Raw genomic sequence first — 15,264 nt, 5'->3', positions numbered from 1 at the left:
TGCCTCCCCTGGCCGTAAAAGCTAAGCGTTTGCGTTAGCGCCACGGTAGGCCCTACGCTCACCTAACGCAAACGCTTAGCTTTTACGAGGAGAGGGATATCCATGACCGCCCCTGAGGAACTCACTCCGCCGGAGGCCGCCCGCCTGGCGTCCCGCTCCGGCCTGTCGCTCACGGCCGACCGCCATCAAGTGGTGGCGGCCACCGCCAATCACATCCACTCCGTGGTGAGCCGGCTGCGGGAGCTGGACTTCGCCGAGACCCCGCCCGCCGCCCACCGCACGGGAGAGGAGCGCCACGATGCAGCCGTATGAGCTGTCCCTCGCCGCCGCCGCGGAGGAGATGCGGGAACGTCGGCTCTCCCCGGTGGAGTTGGTGGACTCCGTGCTGGAGCAGATCGACACGACGGAGCCGGGCCTCCAGGCGTACGTCACGGTGACGGCGGAACGGGCGCGCGCGGCGGCGCGCGAGGCCGAGCGCGATGCAGGGGCCCCGGCGGCGGGAGGTTCCTCGACCACCGGCCGTCCCTCGCAGGGGCTGACTGGGTCGAGGGGTCCGCTGCACGGCATCCCCGTAGCCCTGAAGGACTTGATCGACGTCGCCGGGGTGGCGACCACGGCGAGCTCACGGGTCAGGGAGGGGCACCGGGCGGAAGCCGACAGCTCGGTCGCGGAGCGTCTGGCCGCCGCAGGGACCGCTCTGCTCGGCAAGACCCACACGCACGAGTTCGCCTACGGGCTGCTGACGCCGCAGACCCGCAACGCCTGGGACCCGGACCGGGTGGCGGGCGGGTCGAGCGGAGGTTCCGCCGTCGCCGTGGCGGCGGGCGCGGCGACCTTTGCCTTGGGCACCGACACCGGCGGCTCCATCCGCGTACCCGCCGCGCTGAACGGTGTCGTCGGCCTCAAACCCACGTACGGCCTCGTCGCCCGGCACGGCGTGACGTCCCTGTCGTGGTCGCTCGACCACGTAGGACCCCTCACCCGTACCGTCGAGGACGCCGCCCTGGTGATGTCCGTCCTCGCCGGGCACGACCCCCGCGACCCCGCGAGCCTCTCCGTGCCCGCCACGGACTACCGCCCTGCCCCCGGCGGCGATCTGACCGGTCTGCGCGTCGGCGTCCCCGGCAACTACTACTTCGACCACGTCGACCCCGAGGTCGAGACCGCGGTGCGCGCCGCCGTCACCCACCTGGAGGCCCTCGGCGCGACCCTCGTCGACGTCGAGATCCCGATGACCCGCTACATCCAGGCCACCCATTGGGGCCTGATGGTCCCGGAAGCCAGCGCCTACCACGAGCGGACACTGCGCTCGGCCCCCGAACGGTACGGGGACGACATCCGCGTCCTGCTGGAAGCGGGCGAGCTGATGTCCGCCGGCGACTATCTGCGTGCCCAGCGCGCCCGCACGCTCATGCGACAGGCGTGGCTGCGGATGCTGGCCGAGGTCGACGTGATCGCCGCGCCGACCGTTCCCGCGACCGCGGTGCGCTCGGGCCAGGAGACCGTCACCTGGCCCGACGGCACGACGGAGGGCGTCTCCGACGCTTACGTACGCCTGTCGGCCCCTGCCAACGTCACCGGCGTGCCTGCCCTGTCCCTGCCGGTCGGCCGCGACCGCGCGGGGATGCCGATCGGCATGCAGCTGCTCGGCCGGCCGCTCGCCGAGGACGTGCTCCTGCGCGTGGGCCACGCCTACGAAGAGACCGCTCCCGGCCACGGCTACGCCCCGGCGGACGTCGCCACCGCGTCCCGCTGATCCCGTGTCCCCGCCCACCCCGCCCACCCCGTGCCCGCGTGACCTCGCGGGCACGGGCTTTAAGGTGATGCCGTGAGTCGTAGACCGATGGCGCGCCCCGGCGGGCGCAGCGCCCGTGTGCAGGAAGCGGTGCACACCGCCGTGCGTGACCTCTCCGCGGAGGTGGGCCGCGACGCGCTCACGGTGCCTCTGATCGCCGCACGCGCCGAGGTCACCCCTTCGACGATCTACCGCCGTTGGGGCGACCTCCAGGCACTCCTCTCGGACGTGGCGGTCGAACGCCTGCGCCCCGAGACACCGCCGGAGGACAAGGGCGACCTGGAATCCGACCTGCGGGCCTGGGCCGAACAGTTCCTCGACGAGATGTCCTCCCCGGCGGGCCGCGCCTACATCCGCGACGCCCTGCTCGGCGACCCGGACGGCAGGAACGCGGGCCGGTGCTCGGCCTACGCGGCCGAACAGGTCGACGTCATCCTCACCAGGGCTGAGGACCGGGGTGAGAACGGCCCCGACGTGGAGACGGTGCTCGATCACGTCGTGGCACCGATGATGTACCGCATTCTGTTCCGCCCGGGGGGCCATGACGCGGCGTACGCGGGTCGGCTGGTGAGTGGGGTGCTCAGCCTGCCTTCCTGAAGCAGGGGCGGTGGGTGACCGTCATGGGCAGGCTGTCCGGGTAGGGGTGGATGGAGGCGACCTCGCGGACGGTGTGTCCCGGCGCGGGGCGCAGGTGCCAGCGGCGCAGTACCTCCGCGACGACGACGCTCATGTGGTTCCAGGCGAAGGCCTCGCCGATGCACTTCCTGTTGCCCTCGCCGAAGGGAGCGCACGCGCCCTTGGGTAGCTCGGTGATCTCCTGGCGTGTCCACCGGTCGGGGTCGAAGGACAGCGGGTCGGCGTAGAGGCCGGGATCGCGCTGGATGGCGTACGCGCTCACGGCGACCTCGGTCCCCGGCGGGATGACGATGCCCTGGACGGCGGTGGGGCTGTGGCTGCGCCGCATGACCAGGGTGAGCGGATGCAGGCGCAGGGTTTCGCTGAGCACCTGCCGCGTGCAGCCGAGGGCGGGGAGGTCGGCGGCGCGGAGCGGGCGGTCGCGGAGGACGGTGTCGAGTTCGCGCTGGACCCGCTGCGCCAGATCGGGCCGCTGCGCGAGGTGGTGGAAGGCCCATGACAGGACGGTGGCCGTGGTCTCCGACCCGGCCAGCATGAGGGTGATGGTCTCGTCACGGATGTGACGTTCCGTCATCTTCGTGCCGTGGAGGTCCGGTTGCGTCAGTACGGAGAGCAGGCCGGGGTCCGGGGCCGCGCCGGTGCGATGGCGGCGGACGGTGTCGTCGACGGCGGCGTGCAGCAGCGCGATGGCGCGGTCGAAGCGCCGGTTGAAGGGCAGGGGGAGTCGCGTCAGGGCGTGCGGCAGGAGGGCCCTGGCCGGGATTCCGGCGTTGACCTGGGCCATGGAACAGGCGATACGTGTGCCCGGCGCGGTGTGCGCCGAGAACATGACCTCAGCGAGCGTGGCGAACGTGAGGTCCTGGAGCGCCTCGGTGAGCGCCACGGTCTCACCCGGGCGCCACGCCTCGGCCATGGCCCGCGCGTGCCGCGACATGACGTCGGTGTAGTCGTCGAGACGTGCACGGCTGAACGCCGGTTGGACACGGCGTCGTTGGTCCCGGTGGAAGGAGCCGTTGGACGTGATGAGCCCCTCGCCGAGCATCGGCCGCAGCCGGTCGAACAGGCGCCCCTTGTCGAAGTAGCGGGCGCGGGCGACCAGTACGTCGTGTGCCGCGGCGGGCGTGGTGGCGACGTACAGCGGCCAGGTGCCGACGTCCACGCGGACGAGCGGCCCGAGGCCCCGCAGTGAACAGAGGAACGGCAGTGGACGCCGCGCGAGTTGCGTCGCGTGCCCCAGCAGGGGGAGGCGACCTGGCGCGACGGGCACCAGGCCGAGGTCACCGGGCGAGGTCACTCTCACTGCGGCCTCCCGGCTGCGTCGTGGTGCGTGTGTCGAGGAGTTGCCACCACCAGTCCACGGACGGCAGCGCGGGCGGTTCGAGCCGGTGATGGACGGGCTGGTCGGTGTAGAGGGCCCCGGGCCGGGGGCGGCCGGAATCCGGCAGGTAGCGGCTGCTGCTGGTGGCCCAGTCGATGTTCGCGCGCAGCCACAGGCCGAGGCTGGTCAGATAGCGCCGCAACTCGGGTGGCGCGTCGGGCGTCGTCTGCTCGCGCAGGGCGAGGAACAGGTTCATGATCCGGTCGCGGAGGGCGACCGCGTCGGGCAGGGCGTCCCGGGGTGAGGTGTCGTTCTCCTGGGCCAGGGAGTGGACATAGTTGAAGTAGGAGGTGTCGCGGCGGTTCTCCTTGTTGAAGGAGTACAGGTCGTTGTCGCAGATGATGAGGGTCCAGCAGATCTCGCGCAGGGCGCGGACCAGGGGCGAGTGGTAGACCTCGGGCGGCAGGAGATAACCGTCGGCCATGTCGTTGAGACTGGTGAGGGGCTCCATGCCGATGCTGCCGCGCCGGATCATCAGACACGTGTCGAGGTCCGGCCGTCGGCCTCGCGCCCGGTAGCGGGTCTCCCAGGCGAGGCCGTAGAAGAGGGTCTGCAAGCCGGTGATCCAGCGCTGGGTCTGCTCGGGCGTGGCGCAGGCGGCCACGCGGCGGGTGAGATCCCGCAGCGACGCCGCCCAGGGGTTCTCGGGCAGCAGCTCACTCCGGGGGTTCTCCGCGACGCGGGCCATGGTGCCCAGGAACTCGATGGCCTCGGCGGGCTGGTCGCCGAGGGCTCCCTCGTCGAGGTTGCCGTCGTCGAAGGTGAAGCCCCAGTACATGAAGTCGGCGGCGATCTGGACCCGGTCCGGAACCGCGTCGGGCATGGCCTGGGTGACCACGATGCCGGCCCGCGCCCGGGTGAGCGCGTCGAGGTACGCGCGACTCCGGTAGGCGCCCTGCCGGGTGATCCACTCCACGGCCCGGGATTCGATCTCCTCGGCGTCCGGACGGCTCGCGGGCGGGAAAGGGCAGTAGAACGGCGGAAGCGTCAACGCGGACTCCGTGGTCAAGGCTGCCTCGGTGGTCATGCTGATTCGCGCCTTCCTGGGGGGAGTTGCTCGGTACCGCGGCGCTACGTCGCCACTCGGCTCTGCGGGCGGGGCGATCCCGAGCCACCGGTCGTCACGCGGTCCGCCAAGCGCTCCGGCGCGCCAGTGACCGCAGTTGTGTGTCGGCCTCCTGCGGGAGACGCGCGGCGTCCAGGGCCGCCAGGGCTCGTTCGTAGCGGGTGACGATCATGTGCTCCACCGCTCGGAGCGCCCCGGTGTCCTCGAAGACCGTCCGCAGCGCGGCGGCTCCGGCCTCGTCGAGCGCCGGGTCGCCGTACCGGGTGCGCAGCCGGTGGACCTGGTCGGCGTCCGCGGTGCGCAGGGCGTGGGCGGCCAGGGCCGTGTGCTTGCCCTGACGCAGGTCGTCCAGCGCGGGCTTGCCGGTCCGCCCCTGGTTGCCGAACGCCCCGAGCAGGTCGTCGCGCAGCTGGAAGGCCTCTCCGAGCGGCAGGGCGAACTCGCTGAGCCGCGCGAGTAGTCGCTGTTCGGCCCCGGCCAGGGCGGCGCCGATCTGCAGGGGGCGTTCGATGGTGTACTTCGCGGTCTTGTAGCGCGCGATGAGCAGGGCGCTGTCCACGTCGGTGGTGGGCTGACCGGTGGACACCAGATCGAGGTGCTGGCCGTACATCACCTCGGACCGCATGACGTTCACGAGGGGGCGGACCCGTTCGCACTGGATGGCGTCCAGGCCGGCGTCCCCGCTGTTCAGGAGCTCGTCCGACCACAGCAGTGCCAGATCTCCGGCCAGGATGGCGGCTCCGGCGCCGAGGTTCCTGGCGGCTTGTGCGGTACGTCCGGCGCTGTGGTGCCGGGCGAGGGCGCGGTGCACGGTGGGGCGTCCGCGGCGCGTGTCGGAGTGGTCCATCACGTCGTCGTGGATCAGGCAGAACGCGTGGAACATCTCCAGCGCGGCACCCGCCTGTACCGCGGGGGAGGCGGAGCGGGATCCCCCGGCGGCGTGCCAGCCCAGCACGCACATGAGCGGCCGGATCCGTTTCCCACCGGCGGCCAAGAACTCCCCGACGGCCAGCGGCACCGCCACGGGCAGGCCTTGCCGGCGCGCGGCCTCGGTCTTGGCCGTGACGAACGCGGTCAGCACTGAGCCGACGCGGTCCCGCACCTGCTTCGTGTTACTGGGTGATGGCATGGTGAGTCCTGTGCTCTTGGGCAGCGCCCGGTTCCCGGTGCCCGCGTCCTCACGACGGAGCGCCTCTCCGAGGCCTGTTCGTCAACCGGCCGCCCTCCCACTCAACTCATCCGCCGCGCCCACAACAAGGCCACAGAGGGGCGCAGTGATCACAGCCGAAGCACTCGCCCGTGCTCCGCCGCGCGCCTGCCACCACCACTGCGGAATGACCACTTCCGCAAGCGTGCGGCCACCCTTGCGCGCCCCCTCTGCTCCTGGTGGGACGCGGTGAGGTGGTTGAGACCTGGAGAGCCCGTCCGTGGAGCTGGCACGATCAACCTCCATGAATGATCAAGAGGCCGTCGAAGCGCAGGCTCTCCGCGTCGTCAGGGAACTCTTTCCGCGCGCCTTGGGTGCCGTGCTGGGCGGATCCGCGGCGCAAGGGCGTGCCACCGCGACCAGCGACCTGGACATAGCCGTTCTCCTGCCGGACTCGGACATCGGCCGCCGGGAGGTGATCCGTCACGAGACCCGGATCGTCGAACTGTTCGTCAACACTCCTGCGGGCATAGGGGAGTTCTTCGCATGGGATCGGGCCAGGCGCCGCGCGACGGTTCTCTTTCTTTATGGGGAGGGCCTGACGCTGGCCGACCCACAGGGGTATGTGGCCCGTACGCGACGACTGGCCCGGGACCTACTCGCCTCTGGGCCGCCCGAACTCACCACGGCCGAGTGGGAGCGGGGCCGCTATGTGCTCACCTGCTTCATGGACGACCTGGTCGACTCCCCACCAGACCCGGGTCGCCGGTACGAACAGCTTTCCCTCGCCGATCACGTGCTGCGCGCGGCATCAGACCTGGTCACCGCACATCACCGTGCCTGGACCGGCATCGGCAAGTGGCTTCCGCGACGCTTGCTGAGCGCGGATCCCGCGCTCGGCGAAGCCCTGTTGGAGGGATACCGGATCGTTGCCGAGCGCGCGGACCCGCTGCCGCTGGCGGCCGCCGCGAAGGAGGCGCTGGACCTGGTCGGCGGTCCGCTGCGGGAGGGTTTCGGGCATCGCTGGCCTGTTTGAGCCGCGCTGCGCGGTGGGTCGCGCGCCGCCCCCCCGTTGGCGCTCCTGCGGTCCGGTTTCAAGGGATGAAACCGTGCTGAGTGCCCCCTGAAAGCGGTGTGCGGCACCTTTCCCGGTATGACAGGAACATCGCATTCAGAGTCGGTGGTCGAGCCGACGTGCCGGGCGGGGGCAAGTGCCTGCGAATCACTGGCCGTTGAGGTCCGAGGGTTGCGGAAGGCGTACGGGAGCAGGGTGATCCTGGACGGGATCGATCTCACGGTTCCCGCCGGGACCGTTTTTTCGCTGCTCGGGCCGAACGGGGCGGGGAAGACCACCGTCGTGAAGATCCTCTCCACCCTGGTCACCGCCGACGCGGGCGACCTGCGCGTAGGTGGTCACGATCTGCTCGGAGATCCGCGGGCGGTGCGTGAGGCGATCGGTGTCACCGGGCAGTTCTCCGCGGTGGACGGGCTGATCACGGGGGAGGAGAACATGTGGCTGATGGCGGATCTGCATCATCTGACCCGCCGCGAGGGACGCACCCGCACCGCCCGGCTCCTGGAGCGTTTCGATCTGGTGGAGGCCGCGAAGAAGCCCGCGTCCACCTACTCCGGAGGGATGCGGCGGCGTCTCGACATCGCCATGACCCTCCTCGGCGAACCGAGCGTCATCTTCCTCGACGAGCCGACCACCGGCCTCGACCCGCGCAGTCGCCGCAGCATGTGGGAGGTCGTCCGTGACCTGGTCGGCGACGGCGTGACCGTCTTCCTCACCACGCAGTACCTGGAAGAAGCCGATGAACTCGCCGACCGCATCGCCGTGTTGCACGGCGGCAAGCTCGTCGCCGAGGGCACGCCGGACGAGCTGAAGCGGCTCGTCCCTGGTGGGTATGTGCGGCTGCGGTTCGCCGACGTCGCCGAACTCGCACGCGCAGAGGGGGAGTTGCGTACCGGGGCCCGTGGCGACGATCCGCTGACTCTTCAGGTTCCCAGCGATGGCAGCGTGAAATCCGTCAAGGCGCTTCTCGACCGGGTCGACCGTGCGGGCCTGGACGTGGAGGGGCTCGCCCTGGACAGCCCGGACTTGGACGACGTGTTCTTCGCTGTGACCGGCCGCCCGGACGGTCACAGCAGCGGCGAAAAGGCGCGGGCCGACGCGGACGAGCAGGCGGTGACCCGGTGAACGCCCCCGTACGCGACAGCGTCACCATGCTGCGCCGCAATCTCCTGCACGTACGCCGCTATCCCTCCCTCACCCTGAACACCCTGCTCACCCCCCTCGTCCTGCTCCTGCTGTTCGTGTACATCTTCGGCGACGTGATGAGCGCCGGCCTCGGCACCGGCGCGGGCGGCGGGCCCGGTGGCGGCGGCCGCTCCGCGTACGTCGCCTATCTGGTCCCCGGCATCCTGCTGATGACGCTGGGCTGTTCCCTGGTGGGGACCGCGGTGTCGGTGTGCAACGACATGACCGAAGGCATCGTCGCCCGCTTCCGTACGATGGCGATCCATCGCGCCTCGGTCCTGGTGGGGCATGTGGTCGGCAGCGTGTCGCAGGCGGTCGTCAGCGTGGTGCTGGTCGGCGCCGTCGCGGTCGCCATCGGTTTCCGCTCCGTGCATGCCACGGTGGTGGAGTGGCTCGCGGCCTTCGGGCTGCTCGTCCTCGTCGCCCTCGCGCTCACCTGGATCGCCGTGGCGGTGGGCATGGCCAGTCCCAACGGAGAGGCGGCGGGCAACAACGCGGTGCCGCTGATCGTTCTGCCGTTCGTCTCCAGCGCGTTCGTCCCGCTGGACGCGATGCCCGGCTGGTTCAGGCCGGTCGCCGAGTACCAGCCCTTCACCCCGGCCATCGAGACACTGCGCGGCCTGCTGCTCGGCAGTGGGATCGGCGCCAACGGGTGGCTGACGATCGCGTGGTGCCTGGGCCTGGCCGCGCTCGGCTACGTCTGGTCCCTCTCGCTGTTCAACCGCGACACCTGATGAGCTCGCGGGCCATCTGACGCAACTCCTCGGGCCGCAGGGTGGTGTACGCCGACATCGCATCGGTGTACACCGCCGCGTCGGCGTCTCGGGCGGCCCGACGGGCGCGGTCCTCCGACATCGTGGGCTGGAACTCCCGCAGCGCCCGCAGCCGTTCGGCCAGCGCGACCATGCGTACGGCAGTGGCGCGGGTGCCGTCCTCTGAAGGGAGCCGTGCCGTGCCGAGGGCGTGGAGCACGGTCCCGAGGACGCGGAGATCCACGGGAGTGGGCGCTGGGGTGTCGACGTCGGTGTCGGTGTCGGTGTCGGTGTCGGTGAGCAGTGTGGCCAGTCTTCCGTCGAGCTGTTCGATCAGATCCGTGACCGGGTCGAGCTCACCGGCGTGCGCGTGCGCGGTCACCGCCGCGGCCTGGATCTGTAGCGCCCACGGGTCCAGCCACGGATCACCGCGGAGCTGCGAGCCGCTCCCGGGCATCTGCTGGACCGCGGCGCGCCACAGGCCGAGCCCGGCCTCCGTGCGGCCACGGGCGAGCGCGATCTCGGCGCGGATGCCGGGGAGTGGGCTGTAGAACGCGTCCTGGGTCCCGCCCTGCGGGGCGTCGTGCCGCGCACCGCCCCCGTCCTCACCCTCGGCCCGGATCAACCACTGCTCGGCCTCGTCCGTACGCCCGCACTGCAAGCAGGCCAGCGCCAGCGCCTGGCGGACACCGAGCGCACCAGGCGCATCGTTCTCCTCGCCGAGTCGCTCCATCGTGTCGAGCACCAACGTCAGGTGCTGGTGGGCCACCTCGCCCTGCCCCGACCGCAGTGAGAGATCACTCGCCCGGCCGTGGGCGATGACCCGCAGCGAAGGGATGTCGACCGGTGCGAGCGCGGTCACCATCCGCTGCGCAGCGGCGAGTTGACGGTCGGCGTCGTGTTCGTACTCCCATACGTAGGTCGCCACGAACTCGGCGATCCCGGCGACGAGCGGCTGTCCGTCGGCGCGGAGTCGGTGCAGCGCCTCGTACGCGGGAGGCCGCATCGTCGGGATCGCGGCGAGCACGGTCGCGGCGGCGCGCGGCAGGGTGTCGGGTGCGGCGGGAGGCAGTCGGCGCAGGGCGAGGAGTTGCCGCTGGGCACCGGCGTTCGGGCCGAAGCTCATGAAGAGACTCGCGGCGCACAGCGCCGAGGCGGTGCGGGCCGCTTCGATATAGGGGCGTGAGTCCGGGCGGTAGTGGGAGAGGGCGGGACCGGTGTCGGCGGCTAGGGCGGCGAGGCGCGGGTAGTGCGAGTCGGTGAACCACAGCGCGGCCAGGACGGCGGTGACGGCGACAGCGGTGGTGCCGTCACCGGTGGTGGCCGGCTCTGCCGCATCGGTGCTGGAGCCCTCCGTGCGGGGGAGCGCATGCCGCAAGGCGTGGGCGAGGTTGTCCTGCTCGGCCCGGACCCGCTCGCGCGCGACCGACGGGTCGGTGCCGACGAGTCCGTCGTGGTGGGTGAGTCCGAACTCCCTTGCCCAGTCGAGGAATCGGTCCCTCGTCGCCGCGTTCTCGCCCGCCTCCGTACGTCGGGCAGCGCTGAACTCCCGTACGGTCTCCAGCATCGCGAAGCGGACACCGGCCGGCGAGTCGGTGACGGTGACGAGCGACTGACCGGCGAGCTGCTCCAGCAGGCTCAACACGTCCCCGCCCAGGACCTGTTCCGCCGCCGGGCCTGAGAAGCCGCCGGGGAAGACGGAGAGGATGCGCATCGCCGCCTGCGCGTCCTGGGTGAGCAGGTTCCAGCTCCACTCCACGACGGCGTGCAGCGTGCGGTGGCGTTCGGGCCCGTCCTGCGCACCGCCGCGCAGCAACGCGAAGCGGTCGCCGAGTCGTTGGGTGATCTCCTCGACCGACAGGGCCCGCACCCGTGCCGCGGCCAGTTCGACGGCCAGCGGCAGGCCGTCCAGTTGGCGGCAGAGCTCTGTCACCGCCGGTGGCGGCAGCCGTACCCCGGGCCTGGCGGCGCGGGCCCGCTGGGTGAACAGCTCGACGGCCGTGTCGAGCGCGAGCGCGTCCGGCGCGTACACCGCCTCCGAGGTCAGGCCCAGCGGCGACCGGCTGGTGGCCAGGACGCGCAGCCGCGGCGACGCGGCGATCAAGTCGCGCACGAGGCGGGCGGCGCCCTCGACGACCTGCTCGCAGTTGTCCAGGACCAGCAGCGTGGATCCGGCGCCGAGGACGTCGAGGATGGCGACAACCGGGTCGGGTGAGGTAGCGAGTGCGGGCGGGGCAGGGGTGTGCGCCGTCCTGTGCGGGCGGCGATGACCCGCACCGAGCGCGAAGGCTACCTCTCTGGCCACGTCCTGGTCCTCGCGCACCCCGGCCAGCGGCACGAAGTAGACCACGTGTTGCTCGGCGCGGTGGCTCACGGCGTGTGCGAGCCGGGTCTTGCCGAGGCCGCCGGGGCCGACGACGGTGACGGCCCGGGACGCACGCAGCAGCTCCGTCACCGCCGTAATGTCGTCCTCCCGCCCGAGGAGCCGATTCGGCTCGTGGGGCACGCCGTGCCGGACCATACGCGGCTCGTCGTCGAGCAACTCCCGCTGGACCGCCTTGAGTCGTGCGCCCGGCTCCGTACCGAGCTGCTCGCGCAGGCCGCGCCGGTAGTCCTCGTACCGGGCAAGTGCCTGCGCCGGGCCCGCTGTTGCGGCCTGGCCGCGCAGCAGCTCGGCGAGTACTTCCTCGTCGCGCGGATGCGTGGCGGAGACCGACGCGAGCGGCCCGGCCGCCTCCGCGTGCCGGCCCAGCCGGGCGAGGGCGAGGGCCTGCGCGCGGACGAGCCGCCCGCGCGCCGGGGCCCCTGCGGCACGCAACTCGGCGACTGGGTCGGCCAGTTGGGCGAGCGCGTCGGGGGAAGCGGCGTCGGGACCGCCCTCCCACAGCGCGAGCCCCGCCTCGGCCGCCACGAGCGATCCGGCGGGATCCCCGGCCCGCGCCCGGTCCTCGCTCGCGGCGGCGTGCAGCAGCAGCGCCGCACAGTCGACCTGCTCGTCGGCCAGGGCGAGCCGGTATCCGACCGGCGTGCTGACCAGGACGTCGGCGTCCAACTGGGCCCGCGCCCTGGACACCAGGACCTGCACCGCCTTGCCCGGGTGCTGCGGCGCCTCGTCCGGCCACAGCCCCTGTACGAGTTGTTCGACGCTGCGGCCGCCGCGCAGATCGCCCGCGAGCAGCGCCAGAAGGCCGCGCAGCCGGGGCGCGGTGATCTCCTGCCCGCGATAGGAGACCCGTGTCAGCAAGGTCAGTTCGGTGCTCACCCGTGCAGGTTAGATCCCGCGTCGGACTGGTGCCGGTTGGATCCCGCGTCGGACCCGTGCCGGTGGGACCCCGCGTCGGGTCTCGGGGCCGACCAGCGGTTCTTCCCCCTTGCGCTGGAGTGGACTCCAGCTCGTATGGTCGCGGCGTTCGAGCAAGTGACAGACGGCGACGTCCAAGGAGAGTTCCATGCGCCACCGTGTTCTGGGCAGGACCGGCATCGAGGTCAGCCCCTACTGTCTGGGCACCATGATGTTCGGTTTCGTCGGCAATCCCGACCACGACGAATGCGTCCGGATCATCCACGCCGCGCTGGATGAGGGCATCAACTTCGTCGACACCGCCGACATGTACTCGGCCGGTGAGTCGGAGACGATCGTCGGCAAGGCGCTGAAGGGCCGCCGCGACGACGTGGTGCTCGCGACCAAGGTGCACTTCCCGATGGGGGAGGGGCCCAACAGGGGCGGCAACTCGCGGCGTTGGATCGTACGGGAGGTGGAGGAGAGCCTGCGCCGCCTCGGCACGGAGTGGATCGACCTGTACCAGGTGCACCGGCCCGATGACACGACCGACATCGAGGAGACGCTCTCCGCCCTGACCGATCTGGTGCACCAGGGCAAGATCAGGGCGTTCGGCTGCTCGACGTTCCCCGCGGACCAGATCGTCGAGGCCCACCATGTCGCCGACCGCCGTGGGCTGCACCGGTTCCGCACCGAGCAGCCGCCGTACTCGCTGCTGGCGCGCGGCATCGAGAAGCACGTGCTGCCGGTGACGGAGCGCCTGGGCATGGGCGTGATGACGTGGAGCCCGCTGGCATCGGGCTTCCTGACCGGCCGTTACCGCAAGGACCGGGCGCTGGATCTCAGCAGCGGCCGCCCGACCCTGACCCCGGGCCGGTTCGACCCTTCGGAGCCCCTCACCGCGGTGAAACTGGCGGCCGTCGAGGAGCTCGTCGCCGTGGCCGACGAGGTGGGCTGCACGCTGCCGGAGCTGGCGGTCGCCTTCCCGCTCGCCCACCCGGCCGTCACCTCGGTGATCATCGGCCCGCGCACGATGGACCAGCTGCGCGACACCCTCAAGGGCGCCGCGGTGACCCTGGACGACGCGGCCCTCGACCGCATCGACGCCATCGTGCCGCCCGGCACGGACCTCTACCCGCCGGACGGCGCGTGGACCCTGCCGTCCCTCGCGGCACCGGAGCTGCGGCGACGCCCGGCAGGCGCGCGGGCGGCCGCCTGAGGGGGAGCGGCCGGACCGGCAGGTGCCTCACCACCAGTACGCGGGATAGCGCGTGGCGCCAGGACGGCGTACGAGAAGGCCCAGCCCGCGAGGACGAGCAGCACCGTGGACCCCACGAGGAGCGGGACGAAGGACGCGGGGTGCGGAGAGTGCAGGACGATGACGACGGACGTGGCGCACGCCGGCGAGTGCGGCGTGCGGGCGACGGTCATCACCGCCAGGCCGACCCCCGCGGCCAGCGCCGCCGCCCATGGCGCACTGCCCAACGCGGCGGCGACCGCGTAGCCGACACCCACGCACAGCAGATGGCCCGCGATCACACTGCGCGGCTGCGCCAGCGGCAGCCCCGGGACGCTGGACGGGGCAGAGTCGGCGGGCGAGACGGAGTCGGTGGTCAGGACGGAGTCGGTGCGCAAGACAGAGGAGTTCCGGGACTCGGCCGTCCGGAGACCCGGACGGCGGGGACGACGGGGCAGAAGTCGGCGCGGCCTCCTCGCGGTCGGCGAGAGGGCTCGGCTGCCGGCGGCCTTCCAGGGGCAGGACGTCCGCGTACTCGTCCGAGATCTTACGAAGGCCCCACGCGTCGCCGCAGGTCAGGGTCCCGTTGCCCGCTGGCAGGGGCTCGCGACGAGGGCGAGGACCCCTCGGTAGGGGTGCGCCGCGCTGCGGCCCTCCGGCGCGGTTCCTCGTCCGTTCGGGTCCTTCGTCCCTGCCGTAAGTACCGCGCCGGGCGCAGGATGGGGATCATGAACAGCCTTCCGGTCATCACCGCCGTCGACGGATCCGACCACAGCCTCAAGGCCCTCGAGTGGGCGCTGGACGCCGCGCGGCGCCGCAGCGCGGAACTGCTCGTCGTCCACATCAGGGCCGACTACGTGAAGGCCCTGCCCGTGCCAGGAGTCCCGCCCGTCATGCCGTCCGTGGACGAGGTCCCGGTCCTCGCCTCGGTCCAGGAGGCGCTGGAGAGCCGGGAGGACATGCCGTCCGTGCGCTACTCCACGCTCGACGGGAGCCCCGCTTCCGCGCTGATCGAACTCGCCGACGACGCGCAGCTCCTGGTGCTCGGCTCGCGGGGGCGCGGCGGCTTCGCGAGTCTGCTGCTCGGCTCCGTCAGCCGCGCGTGCACCGCGCGCGCCGCCTGCCCTGTGGTCGTCGTCCCGCACGCCGCGCGGACCGAGGCGGTCGAGGCGGCGGGCACCTTCGGACGGGTCGCGCTCGGCCTCGCGCCGGAGGAGACGAGCGACGCCACGGTGGAGTTCGCGTTCGAGGAGGCCAAGCGCCGGAACGCCGGGCTCCAGGTGGTCACCACGTACCCGGTGCCGTTCTCCACCCTGGCGCTCATGGGCGGATACATGGACGCGACGGGAACGGCCGAGAGCCCCCGGATGGAGAAGACGCTCGCCGAGGCGCAGGACGCGCGACTCGGCGCCTTCATCGAGCGCTACCCCGAGGTCGCGGTCGAGAAGGTGGTCACCGCGGCCGACGCGGCGGGCCGTCTCGTCGTCGCCTCGCAGACCGCTGATCTGCTGGTCGTCGGACGCCACCGGCGCCGCGTGAACGCCGACTCGTTCCTCGTCGGCTCGGCCGCCAACGCGGTCCTGCTGCACGCCCAGTGCCCGGTCGCCGTGGTGCCGGCCTAGGGTCTTTCGTTTGGATCAGGCCGGGCTCGCGGGGTCTGGCACGCCCTCCCCCAAGCTCTCGGCTTCGCTCGAGCAGGGAGGTGCCCCCTCC

At 71.9% G+C, this 15,264-nt stretch carries 13 protein-coding genes; 8 read left to right on the top strand and 5 right to left on the bottom strand.

All coding sequences use genetic code 11. The features are described 5' to 3' along the window. Positions 1-102: 102 nt before the first annotated feature. The 3 genes from ACIO9J_RS00065 (at position 103) to ACIO9J_RS00055 (ending at position 2,392) form a co-directional block, all read left to right on the top strand. Positions 103-312 (top strand): hypothetical protein, encoded by a 210-nt coding sequence (locus tag ACIO9J_RS00065; RefSeq protein WP_401989976.1) that lies wholly within the window; start codon positions 103-105, stop codon positions 310-312. Further along, positions 299-1,756, top strand: a complete 1,458-nt coding sequence (locus tag ACIO9J_RS00060) for an amidase (protein ID WP_401989974.1) — start codon at positions 299-301, stop codon at positions 1,754-1,756. Before ACIO9J_RS00065 ends, ACIO9J_RS00060 begins: the two co-directional genes overlap by 14 nt. Before the next feature lie 87 nt (positions 1,757-1,843). Continuing rightward, positions 1,844-2,392, top strand: a complete 549-nt coding sequence (locus ACIO9J_RS00055; protein WP_401992949.1) for a TetR/AcrR family transcriptional regulator — start codon at positions 1,844-1,846, stop codon at positions 2,390-2,392. Here the strand turns inward: ACIO9J_RS00055 and ACIO9J_RS00050 are convergent. The 3 genes from ACIO9J_RS00050 to ACIO9J_RS00040 all read right to left on the bottom strand — a co-directional run bounded on the left by ACIO9J_RS00050 (position 2,376) and on the right by ACIO9J_RS00040 (position 6,004). Beyond that, entirely contained in the window at positions 2,376-3,731 is a 1,356-nt protein-coding gene (locus ACIO9J_RS00050) for a cytochrome P450 (protein WP_401989971.1), read from the bottom strand. The genes ACIO9J_RS00055 and ACIO9J_RS00050 overlap by 17 nt on opposite strands. After that, on the bottom strand, positions 3,709-4,836 hold the full coding sequence (locus tag ACIO9J_RS00045; protein WP_401989968.1) for a hypothetical protein: 1,128 nt from the start codon (positions 4,834-4,836) through the stop codon (positions 3,709-3,711). Before ACIO9J_RS00045 ends, ACIO9J_RS00050 begins: the two co-directional genes overlap by 23 nt. A gap of 94 nt (positions 4,837-4,930) precedes the next feature. After that, complete coding sequence (locus tag ACIO9J_RS00040) at positions 4,931-6,004, bottom strand: polyprenyl synthetase family protein (protein WP_401989965.1); 1,074 nt, start codon at positions 6,002-6,004, stop codon at positions 4,931-4,933. Between the two features lie 322 nt (positions 6,005-6,326). Between ACIO9J_RS00040 and ACIO9J_RS00035 the strand changes: the two genes are divergently transcribed. From ACIO9J_RS00035 to ACIO9J_RS00025, 3 genes are all read left to right on the top strand, one after another. After that, positions 6,327-7,058, top strand: a complete 732-nt coding sequence (locus ACIO9J_RS00035) for a nucleotidyltransferase domain-containing protein (protein WP_401989962.1) — start codon at positions 6,327-6,329, stop codon at positions 7,056-7,058. 117 nt (positions 7,059-7,175) lie between these two features. After that, positions 7,176-8,222, top strand: a complete 1,047-nt coding sequence (locus ACIO9J_RS00030; RefSeq protein WP_401989959.1) for an ATP-binding cassette domain-containing protein — start codon at positions 7,176-7,178, stop codon at positions 8,220-8,222. A gap of 26 nt (positions 8,223-8,248) precedes the next feature. Then, the gene (locus ACIO9J_RS00025) at positions 8,249-9,016 is read left to right on the top strand and encodes an ABC transporter permease (RefSeq protein ID WP_401992946.1); all 768 of its coding nucleotides are present in this window, start codon (positions 8,249-8,251) and stop codon (positions 9,014-9,016) included. Here ACIO9J_RS00025 and ACIO9J_RS00020 read toward each other — a convergent pair. After that, on the bottom strand, positions 9,000-12,296 hold the full coding sequence (locus ACIO9J_RS00020) for an ATP-binding protein (RefSeq protein WP_401989956.1): 3,297 nt from the start codon (positions 12,294-12,296) through the stop codon (positions 9,000-9,002). The two genes, ACIO9J_RS00025 and ACIO9J_RS00020, sit on opposite strands and share 17 nt — an antisense overlap. 187 nt (positions 12,297-12,483) lie before the next feature. On the opposite strand from ACIO9J_RS00020, the gene ACIO9J_RS00015 reads away from it, so the two are divergent. After that, a complete protein-coding gene (locus ACIO9J_RS00015) occupies positions 12,484-13,533 on the top strand; it encodes an aldo/keto reductase (protein WP_401989953.1) in 1,050 nt (349 codons plus the stop codon). On the opposite strand, the gene ACIO9J_RS00010 is transcribed toward ACIO9J_RS00015, so the two are convergent. Further along, positions 13,446-13,949 carry an HPP family protein gene (locus ACIO9J_RS00010; RefSeq protein ID WP_401989950.1) on the bottom strand — a complete coding sequence of 168 codons (504 nt, stop codon included), beginning with the start codon at positions 13,947-13,949 and terminating at the stop codon, positions 13,446-13,448. The genes ACIO9J_RS00015 and ACIO9J_RS00010 overlap by 88 nt on opposite strands. 330 nt (positions 13,950-14,279) lie before the next feature. Here ACIO9J_RS00010 and ACIO9J_RS00005 point away from each other — a divergent pair, with 330 nt between their 5' ends. Further along, on the top strand, positions 14,280-15,173 hold the full coding sequence (locus ACIO9J_RS00005) for a universal stress protein (protein ID WP_401989947.1): 894 nt from the start codon (positions 14,280-14,282) through the stop codon (positions 15,171-15,173). Positions 15,174-15,264: the final 91 nt, after the last annotated feature.

The sequence above is a fragment of the Streptomyces sp. NPDC087300 genome (genome assembly GCF_044744425.1).
Classification (GTDB): Bacteria; Actinomycetota; Actinomycetes; order Streptomycetales; family Streptomycetaceae; genus Streptomyces.
The sequence above is the reverse complement of the archived record's forward strand: the minus strand, read 5'-3'. Positions and strand labels throughout refer to the sequence as shown.